General features: G+C 53.7%; 15 protein-coding genes. 11 read left to right on the top strand and 4 right to left on the bottom strand.

Annotation, left to right across the window (positions count from 1 at the left end):
• Positions 1-133: 133 nt before the first annotated feature.
• Genes VE954_RS39970 through VE954_RS39960 form a run of 3 tightly spaced genes read left to right on the top strand, consistent with a single transcriptional unit; the run spans position 134 to position 4,139 of the window.
• Positions 134-1,285, top strand: a complete 1,152-nt coding sequence (locus tag VE954_RS39970) for a glycosyltransferase family 9 protein (RefSeq protein WP_324963755.1) — start codon at positions 134-136, stop codon at positions 1,283-1,285.
• On the top strand, positions 1,263-2,591 hold the full coding sequence (locus VE954_RS39965; protein WP_324963753.1) for a 3-deoxy-D-manno-octulosonic acid transferase: 1,329 nt from the start codon (positions 1,263-1,265) through the stop codon (positions 2,589-2,591). Before VE954_RS39970 ends, VE954_RS39965 begins: the two co-directional genes overlap by 23 nt.
• Before the next feature lie 36 nt (positions 2,592-2,627).
• Positions 2,628-4,139: an Rne/Rng family ribonuclease gene (locus tag VE954_RS39960; RefSeq protein WP_324963751.1), complete on the top strand. Its 1,512-nt coding sequence runs from the start codon at positions 2,628-2,630 to the stop codon at positions 4,137-4,139.
• A gap of 30 nt (positions 4,140-4,169) precedes the next feature.
• On the opposite strand, the gene VE954_RS39955 is transcribed toward VE954_RS39960, so the two are convergent.
• Genes VE954_RS39955 through VE954_RS39940 form a run of 4 tightly spaced genes read right to left on the bottom strand, consistent with a single transcriptional unit; the run spans position 4,170 to position 9,001 of the window.
• Entirely contained in the window at positions 4,170-4,493 is a 324-nt protein-coding gene (locus VE954_RS39955; protein ID WP_324963749.1) for a hypothetical protein, read from the bottom strand.
• Between the two features lie 15 nt (positions 4,494-4,508).
• Complete coding sequence (locus VE954_RS39950; RefSeq protein WP_324963747.1) at positions 4,509-5,333, bottom strand: hypothetical protein; 825 nt, start codon at positions 5,331-5,333, stop codon at positions 4,509-4,511.
• Positions 5,334-5,353: 20 nt separating this feature from the next.
• The gene (locus tag VE954_RS39945; RefSeq protein ID WP_324963745.1) at positions 5,354-6,646 is read right to left on the bottom strand and encodes a flagellar hook assembly protein FlgD; all 1,293 of its coding nucleotides are present in this window, start codon (positions 6,644-6,646) and stop codon (positions 5,354-5,356) included.
• Positions 6,647-6,649: 3 nt separating this feature from the next.
• Complete coding sequence (locus VE954_RS39940) at positions 6,650-9,001, bottom strand: flagellar hook-length control protein FliK (protein ID WP_324963743.1); 2,352 nt, start codon at positions 8,999-9,001, stop codon at positions 6,650-6,652.
• 355 nt (positions 9,002-9,356) lie between these two features.
• Here VE954_RS39940 and rplU point away from each other — a divergent pair, with 355 nt between their 5' ends.
• From rplU to mutS, 8 genes are all read left to right on the top strand, one after another.
• Positions 9,357-9,668, top strand: coding sequence for a 50S ribosomal protein L21 (gene rplU, locus VE954_RS39935; protein ID WP_324963741.1), 312 nt, complete (start codon positions 9,357-9,359; stop codon positions 9,666-9,668).
• Positions 9,669-9,694: 26 nt separating this feature from the next.
• Complete coding sequence (rpmA, locus tag VE954_RS39930) at positions 9,695-9,946, top strand: 50S ribosomal protein L27 (RefSeq protein ID WP_324963739.1); 252 nt, start codon at positions 9,695-9,697, stop codon at positions 9,944-9,946.
• Between the two features lie 181 nt (positions 9,947-10,127).
• On the top strand, positions 10,128-11,249 hold the full coding sequence (gene obgE, locus VE954_RS39925; RefSeq protein WP_324963738.1) for a GTPase ObgE: 1,122 nt from the start codon (positions 10,128-10,130) through the stop codon (positions 11,247-11,249).
• Positions 11,239-11,931, top strand: a complete 693-nt coding sequence (locus VE954_RS39920; protein ID WP_324963736.1) for a nicotinate-nicotinamide nucleotide adenylyltransferase — start codon at positions 11,239-11,241, stop codon at positions 11,929-11,931. Before obgE ends, VE954_RS39920 begins: the two co-directional genes overlap by 11 nt.
• A 9-nt stretch (positions 11,932-11,940) precedes the next feature.
• Complete coding sequence (rsfS, locus tag VE954_RS39915; protein WP_324963734.1) at positions 11,941-12,285, top strand: ribosome silencing factor; 345 nt, start codon at positions 11,941-11,943, stop codon at positions 12,283-12,285.
• 6 nt (positions 12,286-12,291) lie between these two features.
• Positions 12,292-12,750, top strand: coding sequence for a 23S rRNA (pseudouridine(1915)-N(3))-methyltransferase RlmH (locus tag VE954_RS39910; protein WP_324963732.1), 459 nt, complete (start codon positions 12,292-12,294; stop codon positions 12,748-12,750).
• Between the two features lie 155 nt (positions 12,751-12,905).
• Positions 12,906-13,571: a hypothetical protein gene (locus VE954_RS39905; protein ID WP_324963730.1), complete on the top strand. Its 666-nt coding sequence runs from the start codon at positions 12,906-12,908 to the stop codon at positions 13,569-13,571.
• Positions 13,565-16,270, top strand: a complete 2,706-nt coding sequence (mutS, locus tag VE954_RS39900; protein WP_324963728.1) for a DNA mismatch repair protein MutS — start codon at positions 13,565-13,567, stop codon at positions 16,268-16,270. The genes VE954_RS39905 and mutS overlap by 7 nt, the downstream gene beginning before the upstream one ends.
• Positions 16,271-16,326 lie beyond the last annotated feature (56 nt).

Genomic DNA, 16,326 nt, shown 5'->3' with positions numbered 1-16,326 from the left:
ACATTTGAGCAAACAAGCGTTTTTTCATGCTGCGTGCTTGATTTACGAGTTAGAATGAAACCGCAGTATCTGGTATCTTGCCGTTCCTTGGCGAACGTGCGCCTTGAGATGGACCAAGAGAGAAGGGGACGCCGTGTTTACTCCGTCGGCCACATCGCCCGTCATGAAGCTTGCTCTCTATCGCTCCACAAGTATTGGAGACGTAGTGCTGGCAACCGCTTGTGTGGATCTGTTGCGTCAGATTCCAGCACCAGTTCAAATCACCTGGGTGGGTCGAAAACCCGCCTTGCAGCTTATAGGCAGTGCTTTTCCTGAAATCAAAACGGTGGAAGTGGACCCTGATATCACCAACTATCAGGAAAAAGTTCTGCAAGAGCTGAAGGATATTCATTTTGTAGTGGATTTGCAGACCAATCTGCGGTCCCAACTGCTCTGCCGCTCGCTGAAGCGCGACTATAAAATTCCCAGCTACGTCTGTTACAAAAGGACAATCGATCGCGGGACCATGACGATCAGCTCGCGTTTACGCGGACGGCGTCGGGCTTTGCCTGAGTCCTATGTTTCGACGTCCATGCATCAGTTTGATATGATGACGAGTGCCCTGAGGCAGGCCCTGGAAGTGCACCTGCCGGTGGAAATGATGGATGGTCTGGATAAGATCAAGGCGCATCCTCTGCTGCCGACCGCCCATGATCCAGGGCAAAAACCCTGGCAGAAGGAATTGAAATTTGGCCACTGGCTGGCAGTGGCGCCTGGAGCCGCTCACGAAGCAAAAAAAGCGCCCAGCAATCTTTTGCGCGACACGCTTGAACTTCTGAACCGGCATCTGCGGCAGGATCCGGCTATGCGTGAGCAGCCGACCGGACTCTTGTTTGTGGGCAATGACAAGGATCGCGACAGTGCCCTTGGCATTTTGGATAGCATTGACTGGCCGGGACCCATTTTGAATCTGGCTGGAAAACTCAGTCTTTGGGAAACCGCGCTGGCTTTGAAAGATACGGACGGTCTTCTGTGCAATGATTCAGGTCTTTTGCATATCGCTGAAGCTGTCGGTACGCCGGTTGCGGCTCTTTTTGGTCCCACGGTGGAAGCTTTTGGATTTCCGCCCTGGCGCCCGGAGAGCAAGGCTTTTTCCTCGCTCCTGGGATGCCGTCCCTGTTCCAAACATGGCCAAACGGATTGTCGTTTCGGCGATAAGTTATGTTTTGGACTGATTCAACCGCCGCATATCGTGGATCATCTGAAAACCCTGCTGAAGCGAAATGTTGCGAATGGCAGCCACTGAGTTCTTGCAAAAAATGGCTATGGCCCTTTATGAACTGCTTTGGCGGTTTCTTGGTGCGGTCATCGTACCCTTACTGAAACGCGTCCCTTCTCTGCGCCCCCAGCTGGAGGGGCGGCAGCTGATCGAAGATAATCTGCACAAACTCAAGACGGAACGTCAGCGCTTTGCGCGGGCCATGGTCTTTTTCTGTTCATCGGCCGGTGAGTATGAGCAGGCCAAGCCCCTTATGAATCGGCTGCAGCAGCAGGGTGATACGTTTGTTTTTCTGATCCTCGTGTCCTATTCGGGCAAGCGATTTGCGTTGGCCCAGCAGGAAACCGTGCCTTTTATCATGGCGCCTTGGGATTCGCCTCGGGCCTGGCGGAAGCTCTTTGCTGTTCTGCAAGCCAACGCTTTTGTCGTTGTTCGTTATGAGCTTTGGCCTGGATTCCTTTATACCGCGCGAGCTCATGCACCGGTTTATTTGATTGATGCCGTGCAATCACCGGGGCTTGTGAAAAAGAGTCTGTCGCGCAGTTTGCGGCGAGCCCTGGTGCGACTCTGCCGGCAGGTTTTTGTGGTGGGCGCGGAGGATCAGGCTTTTTACTCTGAGCTTTTACAGCGTCCCGCCCTGTCCATTCCCCAGGTTGGTGATACCAAGTACGATCGGGTTTTGGAGCGATTGGAGCAAAGGGAAGGCAAAAGGCGGCAACTTCGTGAGCAGCTGGCTGCTTTTCTTACCGGTGGACCTTTATTGATCATGGGCAGCGCCTGGCCGCAGGATCTGCAGGCTCTCCTGGATATCTATCCGGCTGTGCAGGCTCGACATCCTCACATCAAACTCATTGTGGCGCCCCACGATATCAGTCCCGCCATGGTGGGAAAAATGCAGCAGAGCCTTGAGGCCATGAAGCTGCGCGTTTGTCGCGCCCAGGCGGCAGGCTTGGCGGCGGCAGGAGCAGGTGATAATGTTCTTCTCGTCGACATGATCGGACTCCTTCCTGAACTGTATGCGCTGGGCGATATAGCCTGGGTTGGAGGGGCTCTGCATCATCGCGTCCACAATGTGTTGGAGCCAGCCTGTCAGGGGCTATTTGTTTGTTTTGGCCCGCGCTACCATACGAGTCAGGAAGCCCGTCAGCTGGTGGCGGAAGGACTTGTCACGGTCATCACCTCCGGAAACGATTTTCTGGAATGGATGCAGGGGCTGCACTGGGAAGGCCATCCTCCCCACCGAAAGCTTTACGAAGCCATCATTCGGCATCGAGGAGCCACGGGGCGCATTCTGCAAGCAATTCAAGCCGACGCATGTGACTTACGCCGCTAACAATTCAGGGGCTTAGGCCTCGGGAAGACACGATATATGCGCAACCAAACGCCCAAAAGTCTCATCATCAACAGCAGTGTATCTGAAACCCGCGTCGGACTTATTGAAGGGGATCGTCTCGCCGAACTTTATGTGGAACGAACTCACAAACGCGGCATGGTCGGTAACATCTACAAAGCCAAGGTCAGTCGGGTCCTGCCTGGTATGCAGTCCGCATTTGTGAATATTGGCGCAGATCGTTCCGCTTTTCTGTATGGCGGTGACGTGGTCGATCCGGATTATATTGCCACGGTTAAAAGTCAAAGCCAGGGCCAGGACCCGCGCGAAAGCAACAATCGCACCCCCATTGAAAAGGTGCTGCGTGAAGGCCAGGAAATCATTGTGCAGGTCGCCAAGGAACCCTTGGGCACCAAAGGACCCCGGGTTACGATGGTGGCCACGATTCCCGGAAGGTACCTGGTTCTGATGCCGGAATTCAATAGCCTTGGTATTTCCAGACGCATTGAAGATGAAACCGTTCGGCAGAAGTTGCTGGCTGAAGTGGAAGCCATGCGTCCGCCGGAAATGGGTCTGATCATTCGAACGGCAGCTTTGGAAGCGCCGCCGGAACATTTGAAGAAGGATCTCGATTATCTGCTCAAAGTCTGGGAAGGCGTTCAGGAGCGGCGGGTGAAAACCTCGGCACCGGCGCTTTTATACCAGGAGCCGGATCTGGTGTTGAAAACCACGCGTGATCTTTATAGCGATGACGTGGCGGAAATCGTCGTGGATGATGTCCAGGTTTATGAGCAGCTGCGGCACTTTCTGCAGGATTCCATCCCGTCCGCGCATGATAAACTGAAGCTTTTCCAAGGACCGGATTTGATTTTCGATCACTTTGGATTGGAGATGGAAATCGCCACGGCTTTGTCTCGTAAGGTCTGGCTGCCGTCGGGTGGTTATTTGGTGATTGATCAGACCGAAGCTTTGACATCCTTTGATGTGAATACGGGTAAATTTGTTGGTTCTTTGAACGCCCAGGACACCATACTCAAGACCAATCTGGAGGCCATCGAAGAGGTGGTGCATCAACTTCGGATTCGAAATCTGGGTGGCATCATTGTAATTGATTTTATCGATATGGAAAGTTACGCGGATCAGCAAAAGGTCAACGATGCTCTGCAGGAAGCGTTGAAAGCGGACAAGTCGCGAACCAATGTGCTTGCCATCAATGAACTGGGTCTGGTGCAGATGACGCGCAAGCGCACGCGGGAATCACTCGAACGGGTTTTGACTGCGGATTGTGCCCATTGCGATGGCTGGGGACGCACGCAGAGTCGGGAGTCGCTGGTCTATGAAATGGTCCGCGATGTGGAACGGTTTCATATCCGTACCGGGCAAAAGTCGATCCGTGTGCGGGTGCGTGATGATGTCCAGGATATGCTCCTGAATGAGGAGCGACCGCTGTTTAATGTGCTGCAGGAAAAGTATGATATTGAACTGGTGATGGAGCCGACGACATTGCGGAGTTCCATGTTGAAGGAGTCACCCTACGAGGTGCTTGGCTGAAGGATCGAAAGGGCCGGCAACCGGCCCGAGTCAGGGTTGAACCTCAATCCGCGACAGAGCCTGAAGCAGGGGCGTGTCGGGGCCCTGGAAATTGATGATCACCTGGTCGGCCTGGGTGCTGACCTTGAGGCCGGGGAATGCTTTCAATTCTTTTTCAAGTTGCTGGCGAATTTTGTCCGCGCTGGGAACGCCTGGTTTGCCAGGAATTTTAAGTTTATATTGACCCTGGCCCGATTTTTCCACGGAACTGGCCACACCTGGTGAAACTTCGCCTTTCTCAAAAACGATCAGAGCTTTGCCCTGAGCCAGTACGATGTTTGACCAAAGCAGTATCATCCAAAACATGCGACGCATGATAATCTCCCGTCACTACTGATCCATAAGACTTCGACATTCCATACTTCCGAGCTGCTCGGGAGTCAACTTCTTTGCGCCATCTGCAAAGCGGCAGGCCAATTGCTTCAGCCGATATTGGGCTTCGCAGGCCGTGGCTCCCTCAGCCACCCAAGGCTTTTTCAAGGTGATGTCACCGATCGTGCTCACCTGACAGGCAGTAGGCACGCCTGCAGTTTCATCGCAAACCGGTGCGGTCGGGGGGCAGGCACCTGGTGCAGGATCGACTTCACAGGCAATATCTCCCAAATCATTGGGATTCAAGCCGCGCTGGCAAGCAGAAGCCAGCATCAATTCCCGCGCCTTGCATTCATTCGTACCCCATGCCATCGGCCTTTCACTCCAGGGAATATCCTGATTTTTATAGCGTTTGGCCACGCAGCGGGACGCGATACCTTTCTCTGGGCAATTCTTACGGACAACAGGACAGGACTCGGCTGTCGAATCCGGAGCGCAATGAATATCGCCTAAAGCGGTCGGTTCCAGCTTGCGAGCACAGGCCTCAACCTGAAGGCTGTGGCGGGCCTGGCAGAGACTTGTGCCCCAGGCATAAACCCGCTCCTCTTGCCAAAGCAATTTTCCGGCCAGGCGATAGGCGACACATTGATAGGGAAGTTTACGTTCCTCGGCGGGGCAATCCGTTTTCAAATTTTGGCAGCTATCCAAAGGCGCGTCGACTTTTTCCGGTGCGGCCTGCACCATATCCGGAACTTTCGCGGCGGCGAGAGTTGCCTGGGATACGGAGCTTGTTTTGCAGGCCGGCAGCAGAGAAAGCGCGAGTATAAAACTGATCCGAACCATATGTCGTCCGCTCCTGCCTATTAAGGCACGGCAGCTGTGGACTCTGGCAGATCCTGAACAGTTGCCGGTGTGGATTGAGGGGCTTTTTCGGGGGATTCCTTATCCAGTTTAGCGGAAGCGGTCCTTCGTTGGTCAATGGATTTTTTCGCAGAAGCGGCGGGAGAGCCCTTGGCAGAGGCTTCATCGGCCTTGCCGGGCAGTTTCAGTCGGCCCTCGGCCTTCATGCGTTCCAGATCCTCGCCGACATTGGCTTGAGGCGAGGTTTGTGCCGCTTGAGCTGCTTGAATGGCCTGGGCCTCACGGATTGCTGCCGCAGGATTCGGTCCAGCAGCGGGCTTGGCTCCTGGTGCAGGCGATGCTCCCGGTGCAGCCGGAGCCGCAGCCTCAGCTTCCGCTGTTGCCAGAGGAGACACGATGGGAACGTCGGCCATATTTGCATCATAGCCGTTGAGACCCACAGACTTGATTTGCTCAAACTTGATTTTGCCAAATTCCGAGAAGAGTCCACCGTCCTTGCTATTGATATCGATACCTGTCACTTTCACGCGACTTGTGAGACTCACCGGAACGGGTTTGCCATCCAGATTGCGCGCGGTCATGCTCAGGGTATAGGTTCCGTCCGGGATGGGTTTGCCTTCGCTGGTTTTGCCGTCCCACTTCAAGGAGTGGGTGCCGGCCATTACAGGACCCAAATCGATTTGATGGACCAAAATACCGTTGCTGTTGCGGACCTCCAGAACGGATTGAGCCGCATCATTTTCCACCTTGTATTCAGTCGGTGTGGGTTTGCCCTCGGCCACGCGAACCCGTCCGCCATCAACGATCACATCGCGACCCACATAGTTGACGAGTTGCAGGTTGCGTGTAGTGTTCTGTTCGGCGAGCATTTTTTCCAGGGATTTATTGACGTTCAGCATCTGCTCAAGGCCGTTGAATTGAGCGAGTTTGGCGGCCATTTCCGTATCGGCTTCGGGATTCAGCGGGTTCTGATTTTGCAGCTGGGTGACGAACAGCTTGAGAAAGTCATCCTTGCCCAGCTCATTTTTAGGAACACGCTTTTCCTTGGTTTGGTCAGATAGTTTTTCCAAGAACTCGGCATCGGTTTTAGCCGACGAAAGATCGCCGTTCTCCTTGGCCTTGCGTTCTTTGATCACATCATCCATGGAATTGGTGATCAGCGTGCGAAAGTCGGTTTTATCCGTGGCCGTGGACACAGGAGCCCTGGGATCTTCGACCTGCGCGGAACTGAAGTCCTGCATGTTACCGCGAGGAACGGGCGGGGCTATCATGTTTTGAACGGATGCGGTTGACATCGATTAAACCCTCACTTGAATCAGGCCGTTGTGCAAGGGCACACGGGCTTCAGGAGCGGATGCTAAAGATTGGCGGTAGCTGCGCGATGTGCTGCGAAGGCCCTGGGGACCGCGCGAGCTGCTTTCACTGGTATTCTCGAAAAACTGTTCACGGTTCTGCTGGCCGTTGCCCGATGATTGCGACCACGACGAGCCATAGCTCAAACCGATTTCAACTTTCTCGAGGTTCAGGTTTTGGTTTTGCAAGGATTCACGAAGCTTCGGTAGTTCCTGAACCAAGGCTTCCCGGGCCTGTTCCGAATGGGCCACGATACGCAGCTCGACGGTCTGATCACGAATTTCAAGCGCGAGATCAAGCGAACCCATTTCCTTGCTGCCCAGATCAAGGCGTATCGAGCCGCCGCCATCTTTGATCAGCATGGATGATTTATCGAGAATATCCTGCAGCTGCTGGGGGGATACCGGTGCGGAAGGGGCCTGAGGTGCCGCCGTTTCCACGCTAAAGGCTTTGTTCGATGCGGTGGAACCAGGAGTCGGTGCGAACATCGAGCTGGTGTCCTGATTCATAAAGGACTGGTCCTGCTGCCGGCCGGACATATCACCGCTTCGATCGCCTCCAGATGTGTCCAAATCCTGAACGGAAAGCTGCAGGGAATTGATGTCGAAGGAAGCATTGTCTGGAGTCGGCAGTGATCCCGTATCCATGGCGTTATTGAAATCAGGCGCCTGAAGCAATTGAAAATTCAAAAGATCATCCAAAGATCGTGGGGATTGAAACGCGGCTGTGGAATCGGATGGCGGTTCCTTGCGCTCGCGCAGGACAAAATCCTCGGGACGCAGGGTTTGCAGTGTTTCGGTGTTCCAGCGTTGGGCCATGGCCAGGAAAGGATCCTGGGCGGCCGTAGGGGCTCGATGCAAAACATTCATCACCAGAGGAACTTCATCCATGGTGGGTGGCAGCGGGTTGGTCTCAACATTTAAAGGGGATTCTGTTCCGGAAAAGGGATCCCATGCTTCCACGGCGGCATCCTTAGGATTCAGAAAGATCGGCGACTGCTTGCCGTCATCCAGCACGGTCAGAGGCATCATCTCAGGCCGCTCAGGATTTTGTGACCAGAGTTGAATGGTGTCCATCGGAACCTGGGTTTGAGGCGCCAGGCGGGAAAGTTGAGCCATAAGCGCCGGATCCACACCCTGAGGCATGACAGGAGTTTGAACCGGTGATTTTTGTTGCTGAGGTACAGCCGGAGCGTTCGACAGGGTGGGCCATTCAACCGGCAGGCCCAAGGTGGACTGAAGACGTTCCGCTCTTTGCATATAGGACTGCAATCCATCCAGACTGATATTATCCTTGAGCAGATCGCCTTCCTGAATCATGCGCTTCGTTTCAAAGCCAAGCGCTTCCAAAGTATCGGCGAGTTTCATCATAGGCTGGGGCATTTGCCCTTCGATTCCCGTCATGGACACGGCGCCGGCATTTTTTGCCGAGGGGGACATCGGAGCCAATCCCAGAACCTGGAGACTCTGATCAAGAGGCAAGGCTGTTTGCAAAACATCAGCAGTTTGCGGATTGCCAAGAATGGCTTGCAGCAGCGGGCTTTGAGACACAGCGGCAGGGAGTTGTGAGGGCTCCACAAATTCCAGGCGACCGGCGAGCAGAGCCAAAGCTGGACTTTGCTGCATAAAAAGTTCCGGGCTGTCAACCGCTATCATTTCCTGCAGCCTTTGTTGCCACTCTTCAGCCGTCTCGGGCGTCTGCAAAGGCATCATCAAAGGGGTGGAATCGGCTGTGATAGAATCAAGGGGAATGGCTTCGTCTGTCGGCGCCGTCAGGCCTTCCTGGGCGGCATCCTGCGGTGCTGCCAAGGCTGGTGTTTGAGTTGACTGGATAGGCTGCGCCATCGGCTTGAGAGGAGCCTTGGTTCGTGCGGTCTCGACACCCGCGTCTGGTGCTGCTGTTCGCGCCGGACCGTTGGATTGAGGGCTACGGGGCGAATCCGGCTCGATGCTGCGTGGAGCCGCGCGTTCCCAGGGTGCCGGGTTGTTATTATTCCTTGCAGAACGTGGTTGCGCTCGGCCCGAGGGAGGAGGGGAAACCTGATCCTGGGGAGCTGTCAATCCCTTGGCAGACGTGGCCGGTCGCGGCTGGTGAGCCCGGGTCGGCTGTGGTGTTGGGCGCGTTGCCGCATTGGGCTTGGGCGCAGAGGATGCCAGATGTTCGGCGAATCGACTTTTCGATGGGGCACGCGCAGGGTCGTTTGGTGCCGTCGATTTGCCGAGGTTAGGGTCGACAACCGTCACATTGTCTGACCCACGTGAGCTTTTCGTGAAACCATTGTTGTTGATATTTGTCACGACTCAAGTTTCCTTCTCGAATGCCGATACACCAGTTTGGCTCTCTCATGACTTACCAGCACGTACCGTGCCATAAATACGAACCACTCAAATTCATAGGTTAGCGCTCGGAAATTCTCCGGACTCGGCAGATATAGCCTTTTAGACGGCGCTATTTGCCTGGTGAAACGCGCGTCGCGGGCTTTGAGCATGCGGATTTCAGGTGAATTGTTATTGACAGCGAGGGGCTGATTTAAGATTATGTGACGCTCTCTAGCCTCAGCTCGCTAGAACCCTATTCCTTTGAATAGGTTTAAGCACGATAGATAGACCTTTTCGGGTGGTTTAAACCCGGATGAATCGGAAGGAGATATTCATGTTTGCCGTTTTCCAAGCCGGCGGCCACCAGTACCGCGTTAGCCAAGGCGATCAAATTACCGTCGACTTTCTTGAAGGCAAAAAAGAGGGCGATAAAATCAGCTTCTCGAACATTTTGCTGGTTGGAGGCGACAAAACTAGCGTTGGAGCTCCTTTCGTTAGCGGCGCGAGCATTGAAGCTGTGGTGAAAACCCAGACTCATAGCCCTAAAGTCCTGATCGGCAAATTCAAGCGCCGTAAAGACTACAAGCGCACGCGTGGTCACAAGCAACCGATCACGGTTCTTGAAATCAGCGGCATCAAATCCTAAGCGACCCTAACAAGGAGTAAACTAGCATGGCTCACAAGAAAGCTGGCGGTAGTACAAAGAACGGCCGCGACTCCAATCCTCAGTATCGCGGCGTCAAAGTTTATGGTGGTGAAAGCATCACTGCGGGCAGCATTATTGTCCGCCAAGTTGGCAGCACATTCCATGCTGGTAACAACGTGGGAACTGGCAAAGACTATACTCTCTTCGCTCTCGTGGACGGAAAAGTGGAATTCAGCACGACTTCCAAGCGTAAGAAGATCAGCGTAGTTCCAGTCTGAGACAAATCGAAATTCGAACGTGTTATTTCAAGATTCTCACCTTCTGACACGTTCGAATTTGACCTCTCTCGGCTTCAGCGGTATAAGCACGAGCCAGAGCAGGGTTGTTGATTTATCCCCACCTCAAGCCTGCAATTGGAATCAAGCCTGAAAAGATCCCCCTTATCCGGAGGGCCAAGTTGTGGCATTCGTTGATGAAACAGAGATAACCGTGCGTTCTGGCGATGGTGGAGCTGGTATGGTCAGCTTCAAGGCGGCCAAGAATGCTCCCAAACTTGGTCCCGATGGTGGCGATGGCGGCTTCGGCGGCAGCGTTTACCTGGTCGGTCGTGAACAGCTCAACAGCTTGAGTGGTCTTTACTATCGTCGTCGCTATATAGCTGAACACGGTGTGAAGGGTTCAGCCAATGGCTGTACCGGACGCAATGGCGAAGATCTGGAGATTCCAGTACCGGTCGGCACGCAGGTCTATGACCGTGATACCGGCAAGATGATCGCTGAAGTGCTGGAAGACGGACAACGTATTTGTCTCGCCCAAGGCGGCAAACGCGGTCTTGGTAATATGCGCTTTCTTTCTGCAACGCATCAGGCTCCGCATGAGAGTACCAGCGGCGGTGAAGGCGTTGAATTGGAATTGCGATTGGAATTGAAGCTGATCGCCGATGTGGGTTTTGCTGGTTTTCCCAATGCAGGGAAATCCACGCTGCTCAGTAGTATCAGTGCCGCGCGTCCCAAGATCGCCGATTATCCTTTTACCACTTTGATTCCTCAACTCGGTGTGGTCACCGTTCCCGATACGGATGAATGGGGCAACGCGAGTTTTGTGGCCGCTGATATCCCTGGATTGATTGAAGGGGCGAGCGAAGGCAAAGGATTGGGTCATGAATTTTTGCGCCACCTGGAACGAACCAAGGTGGTCGTTTATGTGATCGATCCCTTTGCTCTGGATGAAATGCCGGTTCTGGATGCGTATATCACGCTCGAAAATGAACTGCGCTCGTTCAGCGAAAGCCTGGCCAATAAAAAGCATCTCATCGCCTTGACCAAGTCCGATATTGCTCCTGAGGATTTCGACTGGGAAGACGTGGAAGCGCCTTTGAAAGAACGCGGACTCGAAGTTCTGCGTCTCTCCGCAGTGGCCCATGATGGCGTCATGGATTTCAAGCGGCGCGTATGGAATCTGGTGCTGGAAGAAAAGCAAAAGGTGGAAGTGGTCGAGACGCCATCCGCTCCGAAGCGTGCTGAAGACGAAGGCTATGTGTGGATGTCGCGTGCCAGCGAGGATCAGGATTTTGGCATCTGAAGCGAAGTCGCATGCGGTGCCGTCGGTAATTTTTTACGGCGGTACGTTTGATCCACCCCATATTGGACATCAAAGGGTGGTGGAGCGTGTGCGCGCCTTGTTTCCAAACAGCCAGGTTTGGATTTCAGTGGCACCGGCACCGGCAGGAGCTGGTCAGCAGCATAAGGCACCCGGCGCCTCCTTTGAACAGCGTCGGGACATGTGTCAGTTGAATTTTGCCGAGGCGATGACGAGCGGTACGGCACAACTGACTGATTTGGAGGCGAGGTTGCCGGCACCCAACTATACGGTGCAGACCTTGGGGCATTGCCAGCAGAATTTTCCGGGTGAACGCTGGGCTTTGCTCATCGGACAGGACCAGCTGGAGCAGTTTTCTACGTGGCGCGAGCCCTCGGAAATTTTGCGGATGGCGGATCTGGTGGTGGTCAGTCGAGGCGAAGGCCAGACCCTGACCGAAGCGTTACAAACGCTGGCATCGAAGCTCGGATGGTACCTGGATGAGCTGGGACCTGAGCATTGGCGTTGGCAGGAAACTGGAACCTGTGTTTACCTTTTGCCTGGCAGTGTTTCCGATGCCGCCAGCCGTGATTTACGAAAAGATCCCAGTTCTTTACAGAAAAAAGACTGGTTGGTTCCCGAAGTTGCCGGTTATATACAGCGGCACGGGATTTATAGAAAGTGAGAGGCCAGAATGGAATCCAAGGAAATTATCAAGCTGATCGCAAATGCCGCGGGCGATAAAAAGGCCACGCGAATTGCTGTGCAAAGGATCGAAGGCAAGTCGAGCCTTTGTGATTATCAGGTGATCTGCTCGGGCAGCAATGAACGCCAGACGCAGGCCATTGCCGGACATATAGAGGAAGTGCTGCGCGAAAAGAAAGCTGGCAAACCTTTGGCGATTGAGGGCAAGCAGACGGGTCATTGGATTCTGATGGATTATGGTCATACCATGGTGCACATCTTTCTGGATTCGATCCGTGATTATTATGCTCTGGAACGGCTCTGGCCGGATGCCGATACCACCTTTTTTGACTGATAGTTTATGAAGATCCAGATCATCAAAGTGGGCAAGCCGGCTCATGCGGCTTATGAAGAGCTGGCGGAAATGTTCGCCAAACGCCTCAAGCCCATTTGGAAGATTGAGGAACATATTGTACGCGCCGCCGGATCCGAAAGGGCCGGTAAGGAACTGCAGAGCAAGCTTGGGATGTCGGGTGATCCGCACCAGGCGGTTGTGGTTCTTGATGAGCGTGGCAAGGATCTCACCTCGCCTGAACTCGCCCAATTTATTCAAAGCAAAATGGACCTGGGTCATACCAAATCGCTGACTTTTGTGATCGGTGGTCCTTATGGCATTTCAGATGAATTGCGCCAGCAGGCGGATTTTGTCTGGCGCCTTTCGAAAGGCGTTTTTCCGAGTGACCTGGCCTGGGTCATGGTCTGGGAACAAATCTACCGCGCTGCCAGTATTCTGCGCGGGACACCTTATCATCACGAATGAATGTCCTTGGACGAGGGGCGCGCGATTCGTTAGGGAATTGACAAGGGGCGCGCGCATGGAAGCCGACGTGGGGCGGTCGTTGACGTGGCGCGCGCATGGGAGCCGACATGAAGCAGTCGTGGTCGCGGACGAGAGGCTTTTGCTGCGGAGACGGTATGGGATTTTGTGTGCTGTGCTTTCGGGCCTGTCGGCGGGATTTTTGTGACGTATGCGAGGCTGGCTTTTTGGAGGCGCAGCTGCAAGGTTCGAGACGTTTTGGTAAATTGCACTCGACGGACGTACCAATTTTGAGTTCCTATGCCTATCGCGGCGTTTGTCGGGAGAGTATCCTGGCCTGTAAAAGTCAGGGTTTTCGACGCCTGGGTCCGGCGCTGGTGCGACGTAGCTTGACCTGTGAATCTTTGCAGGAACGATTGGGCCAATGCGATGTCATCATGCCGGCTCCATCCAGTCTCTGGAGCCGTTGGCGCGGAAGTTTGGATTTGGCCATGATGCTGGCGCAGGGACTCGCCGATGCTGCCGGTCTTTTGGTCTGCCCACCCCCTCGGTCACTGAGCTTTCGTTGGTACAAACAGGCTTTGCGGGATCATTCGCAGCGACGAGGGGTATTCAGAAGCCACCAAAAAATTTATGATGCTTCGTATTTTGAGCCGCATACGCCGACTCCTTTACGGAGCGCCAGGTTGAAAGTGCTGATTGTGGATGACGTTGTCACCACCGGACACACCCTGAGCGAGCTGGCAGCTTTTTTTAAACATGTTGATTTTGAATTCTATACCCTGGCTTCGGCTGTTCGCCCTGGAAAGGATCATGCATGCTGAATATCACCGCTGAAGAGTTGCAACAACTGACGCCCATGATGCGTCAGGTCTTTGAACTGAAGCAAAAAGCAGCGGATGCCATCCTGTTTTTCCGGATGGGTGATTTTTACGAGGTATTTGGTGAGGACGCGGAAGAGGTCGCTCCAGTTTTGGACCTTGTTTTAACCAGTCGGGAACGTGGCGACAAACAGCGCATACCCTTCTGTGGTGTGCCGCATCATTCCGTTAAAGGATACTGGCTGAAGCTGCTCAAGCTGGGCTACCGCGTGGCCATTGCCGACCAAATGGAAGATCCTGCGGAGGCAAAAGGTCTGGTTCGTCGGGATATTTCCCAGGTGATGACCCCTGGATCGATCGACGAACTGGAAGGTCTGGAAGCGGATCAGCCCAACTATCTGGTGGCTGTTCACGAAAATCCAAGTGACAAACAGTGGTCACTGGCGGCCCTGGATATTTCCACCGGTGAATTTCGTTTGGGTGTGATTCAACCCGAGGATTTAAGCGGCTGGCTTGATATTTTGCAGCCCAAGGAAATCGTGTGCCGACGCTTTCTGCAGGATGAATTGAAAGAACGCATCCGCAATTATATGGCCCGTGGACCTGTAAGTTTTGGCCAACTTTCCGAAGCTTTGCTTCGCGATAAGGCTGGTCAGCAAAAACTGATCGAAGATCAATTTGCCTGCACGGATCTGCATAACCTGCCGTGTGGTGCGGTGACAGGTGGAGAGGCCCTGGTCGCAGCGGTGCTCCAGTATCTGCATGATCTGCATAAAAGAACCCTGCAATTTCTGGTCATCCGTCCGCTCCGTGAAGCCGATCGCATGCAACTCGACGAAACCGTGCGTCGTGATCTGGAGCTTTTTGAAACGGCCCGTCGGCGTGATACCGAAGGTAGTCTTTTCAAGGAAATCAATGCGACCCGTACCCCCATGGGTGCTCGGCTTTTGCGCCATGACCTTGCGCGGCCGTTTTTGAATCCAGTCATGATTCATGAACGTCAGGAGGCTGTACAAAATCTTTTGCAGGCGGGTGCGGAAACCTTAGGCGTCATGCAAACCCTTTTGAAATCCTGCAGTGATCTGGATCGGCTCACCACCCGTGTGCTGGCCGGCAAGGCTCAGCCGCCCGATCTTTTGCAGATTCAAAAAAGTTTGGAAGCCAGTCTGCAGCTTGCGGATATCGTGGGCCAGCTGCAGGGACTGGAATGGAGTGATATCAAGAACCGTCTGGAAGCAGCCGCAGCGTTCACCCGGGACATGGAGGCAGCCTTGGCCCCGATCCCAGCAGCGCTGGGAAGTTTGGACGTGTTCGTGGAAGGATACGACGCTGAATTCGATCGACTGCGTGGCTTGTCCCGCCATGGCCAGGAGCAGATCGATGCGTATGAGCAGAAACTCAGGCAGGAAACCGGGATCAGCAGTCTTAAAATTAAAGAACACAAATCCTACGGGCTTTTGATTGAAATCACCAAGGCCAATCTAGCCAAGGTTCCTACGGGTTTTATTCGTCGACAGACTATGGTAAACAACGAGAGATTCGTCACCCTGGAGCTGGAAGCTCTTGGTGAAACCCTGGCTGCGGCGACTGAAGAAGCTGTTCATTGCGAGCAAAAACTCTATCAGGAATTTTTGCAAAGACTCGCAGTGGAGCAGGAAAAATTACGAGCCATAGCCGAGGGTTTGGCGCGACTTGATGTGTATCAAAGCTTTGCACGGAAGGCCCTTCAGGATAATTATGTACGACCAAAAATGGCGAAAGATGGCACTCTCCGTTTAAAAGCCTGTCGTCATCCTGTTGTAGAACGCTGGGTTGGGTCCCAGGCCTTCATGCCGAACGATGTCCTGCTGGCGAATCAGCAGAGGCAGATGCTGATTACCGGGCCCAACATGGCTGGTAAATCGACGGTCATGCGGCAGACGGCATTGGCAGCGATTTTGCATCAAATCGGCAGTTTTGTACCGGCTGCTGAAGCTAGTTTGCCGCTCTTTGATAGAATATTTACCCGGGTGGGTGCTGCGGATGATCTGTCACGCGGACAATCAACATTTATGGTTGAGATGTCGGAAGCCGCGACAATTCTGAGGCAGGCCACCGATCGTAGTCTCGTCATTTTGGATGAGGTTGGTCGTGGAACTTCGACGCAGGATGGTCTGGCCATTGCGGCTGCTATCCTCGAGCATATTGCAAAGAAGGTGAATTGTTATACTTTGTTTGCAACCCACTACCATGAGCTGGTACCGTTTTCCGCAGAATTTCCGAGCCTGAGAATAGCTCAGGTGGAAGTTCAGGAAGAGGATGATGCGATCTGCTTCACGCATCGATTGATTGATGGTGCCAGTGGTAGCTCATTTGGGATTGATGTGGCTAAAATAGCTGGAATTCCTGCTAGTATTATTGCACGAGCGCGACAACTGATGACAGAACCGGAGCTTTGGACCGAGAAGGAAACGCCTAAAAAGCGCCTCTCTGACACGAAAGCCTCGTCCCTGCCGCCGTTGGAGCTCGGCTTTGTGCCTGAGAAGGCACCGCCTGTAGGCGTCCATGGCATCGCTCTGCAGCGTATTCTGGAACGGCTGGAACGCACGAATATCCTTAAGACCACGCCAATACAGGCGTTGACGATACTCGATGAATTGAAGGGTTATCTGGAACAAAAAGATCAGGGTTCACTCTTCCCGGAAGCGCCGAACCTGTGCTAATGTCTTGAATTCCTGAATCAAAGAAATTACTATTTGTTATCTAGTTTGGGCTTCGG

The sequence above is a fragment of the Oligoflexus sp. genome, assembly GCF_035638955.1.
GTDB lineage: Bacteria > Bdellovibrionota_B > Oligoflexia > Oligoflexales > Oligoflexaceae > Oligoflexus.
Note: the sequence above shows the minus strand (reverse complement) of the source record. Positions and strands in the feature narration are given on the sequence as shown.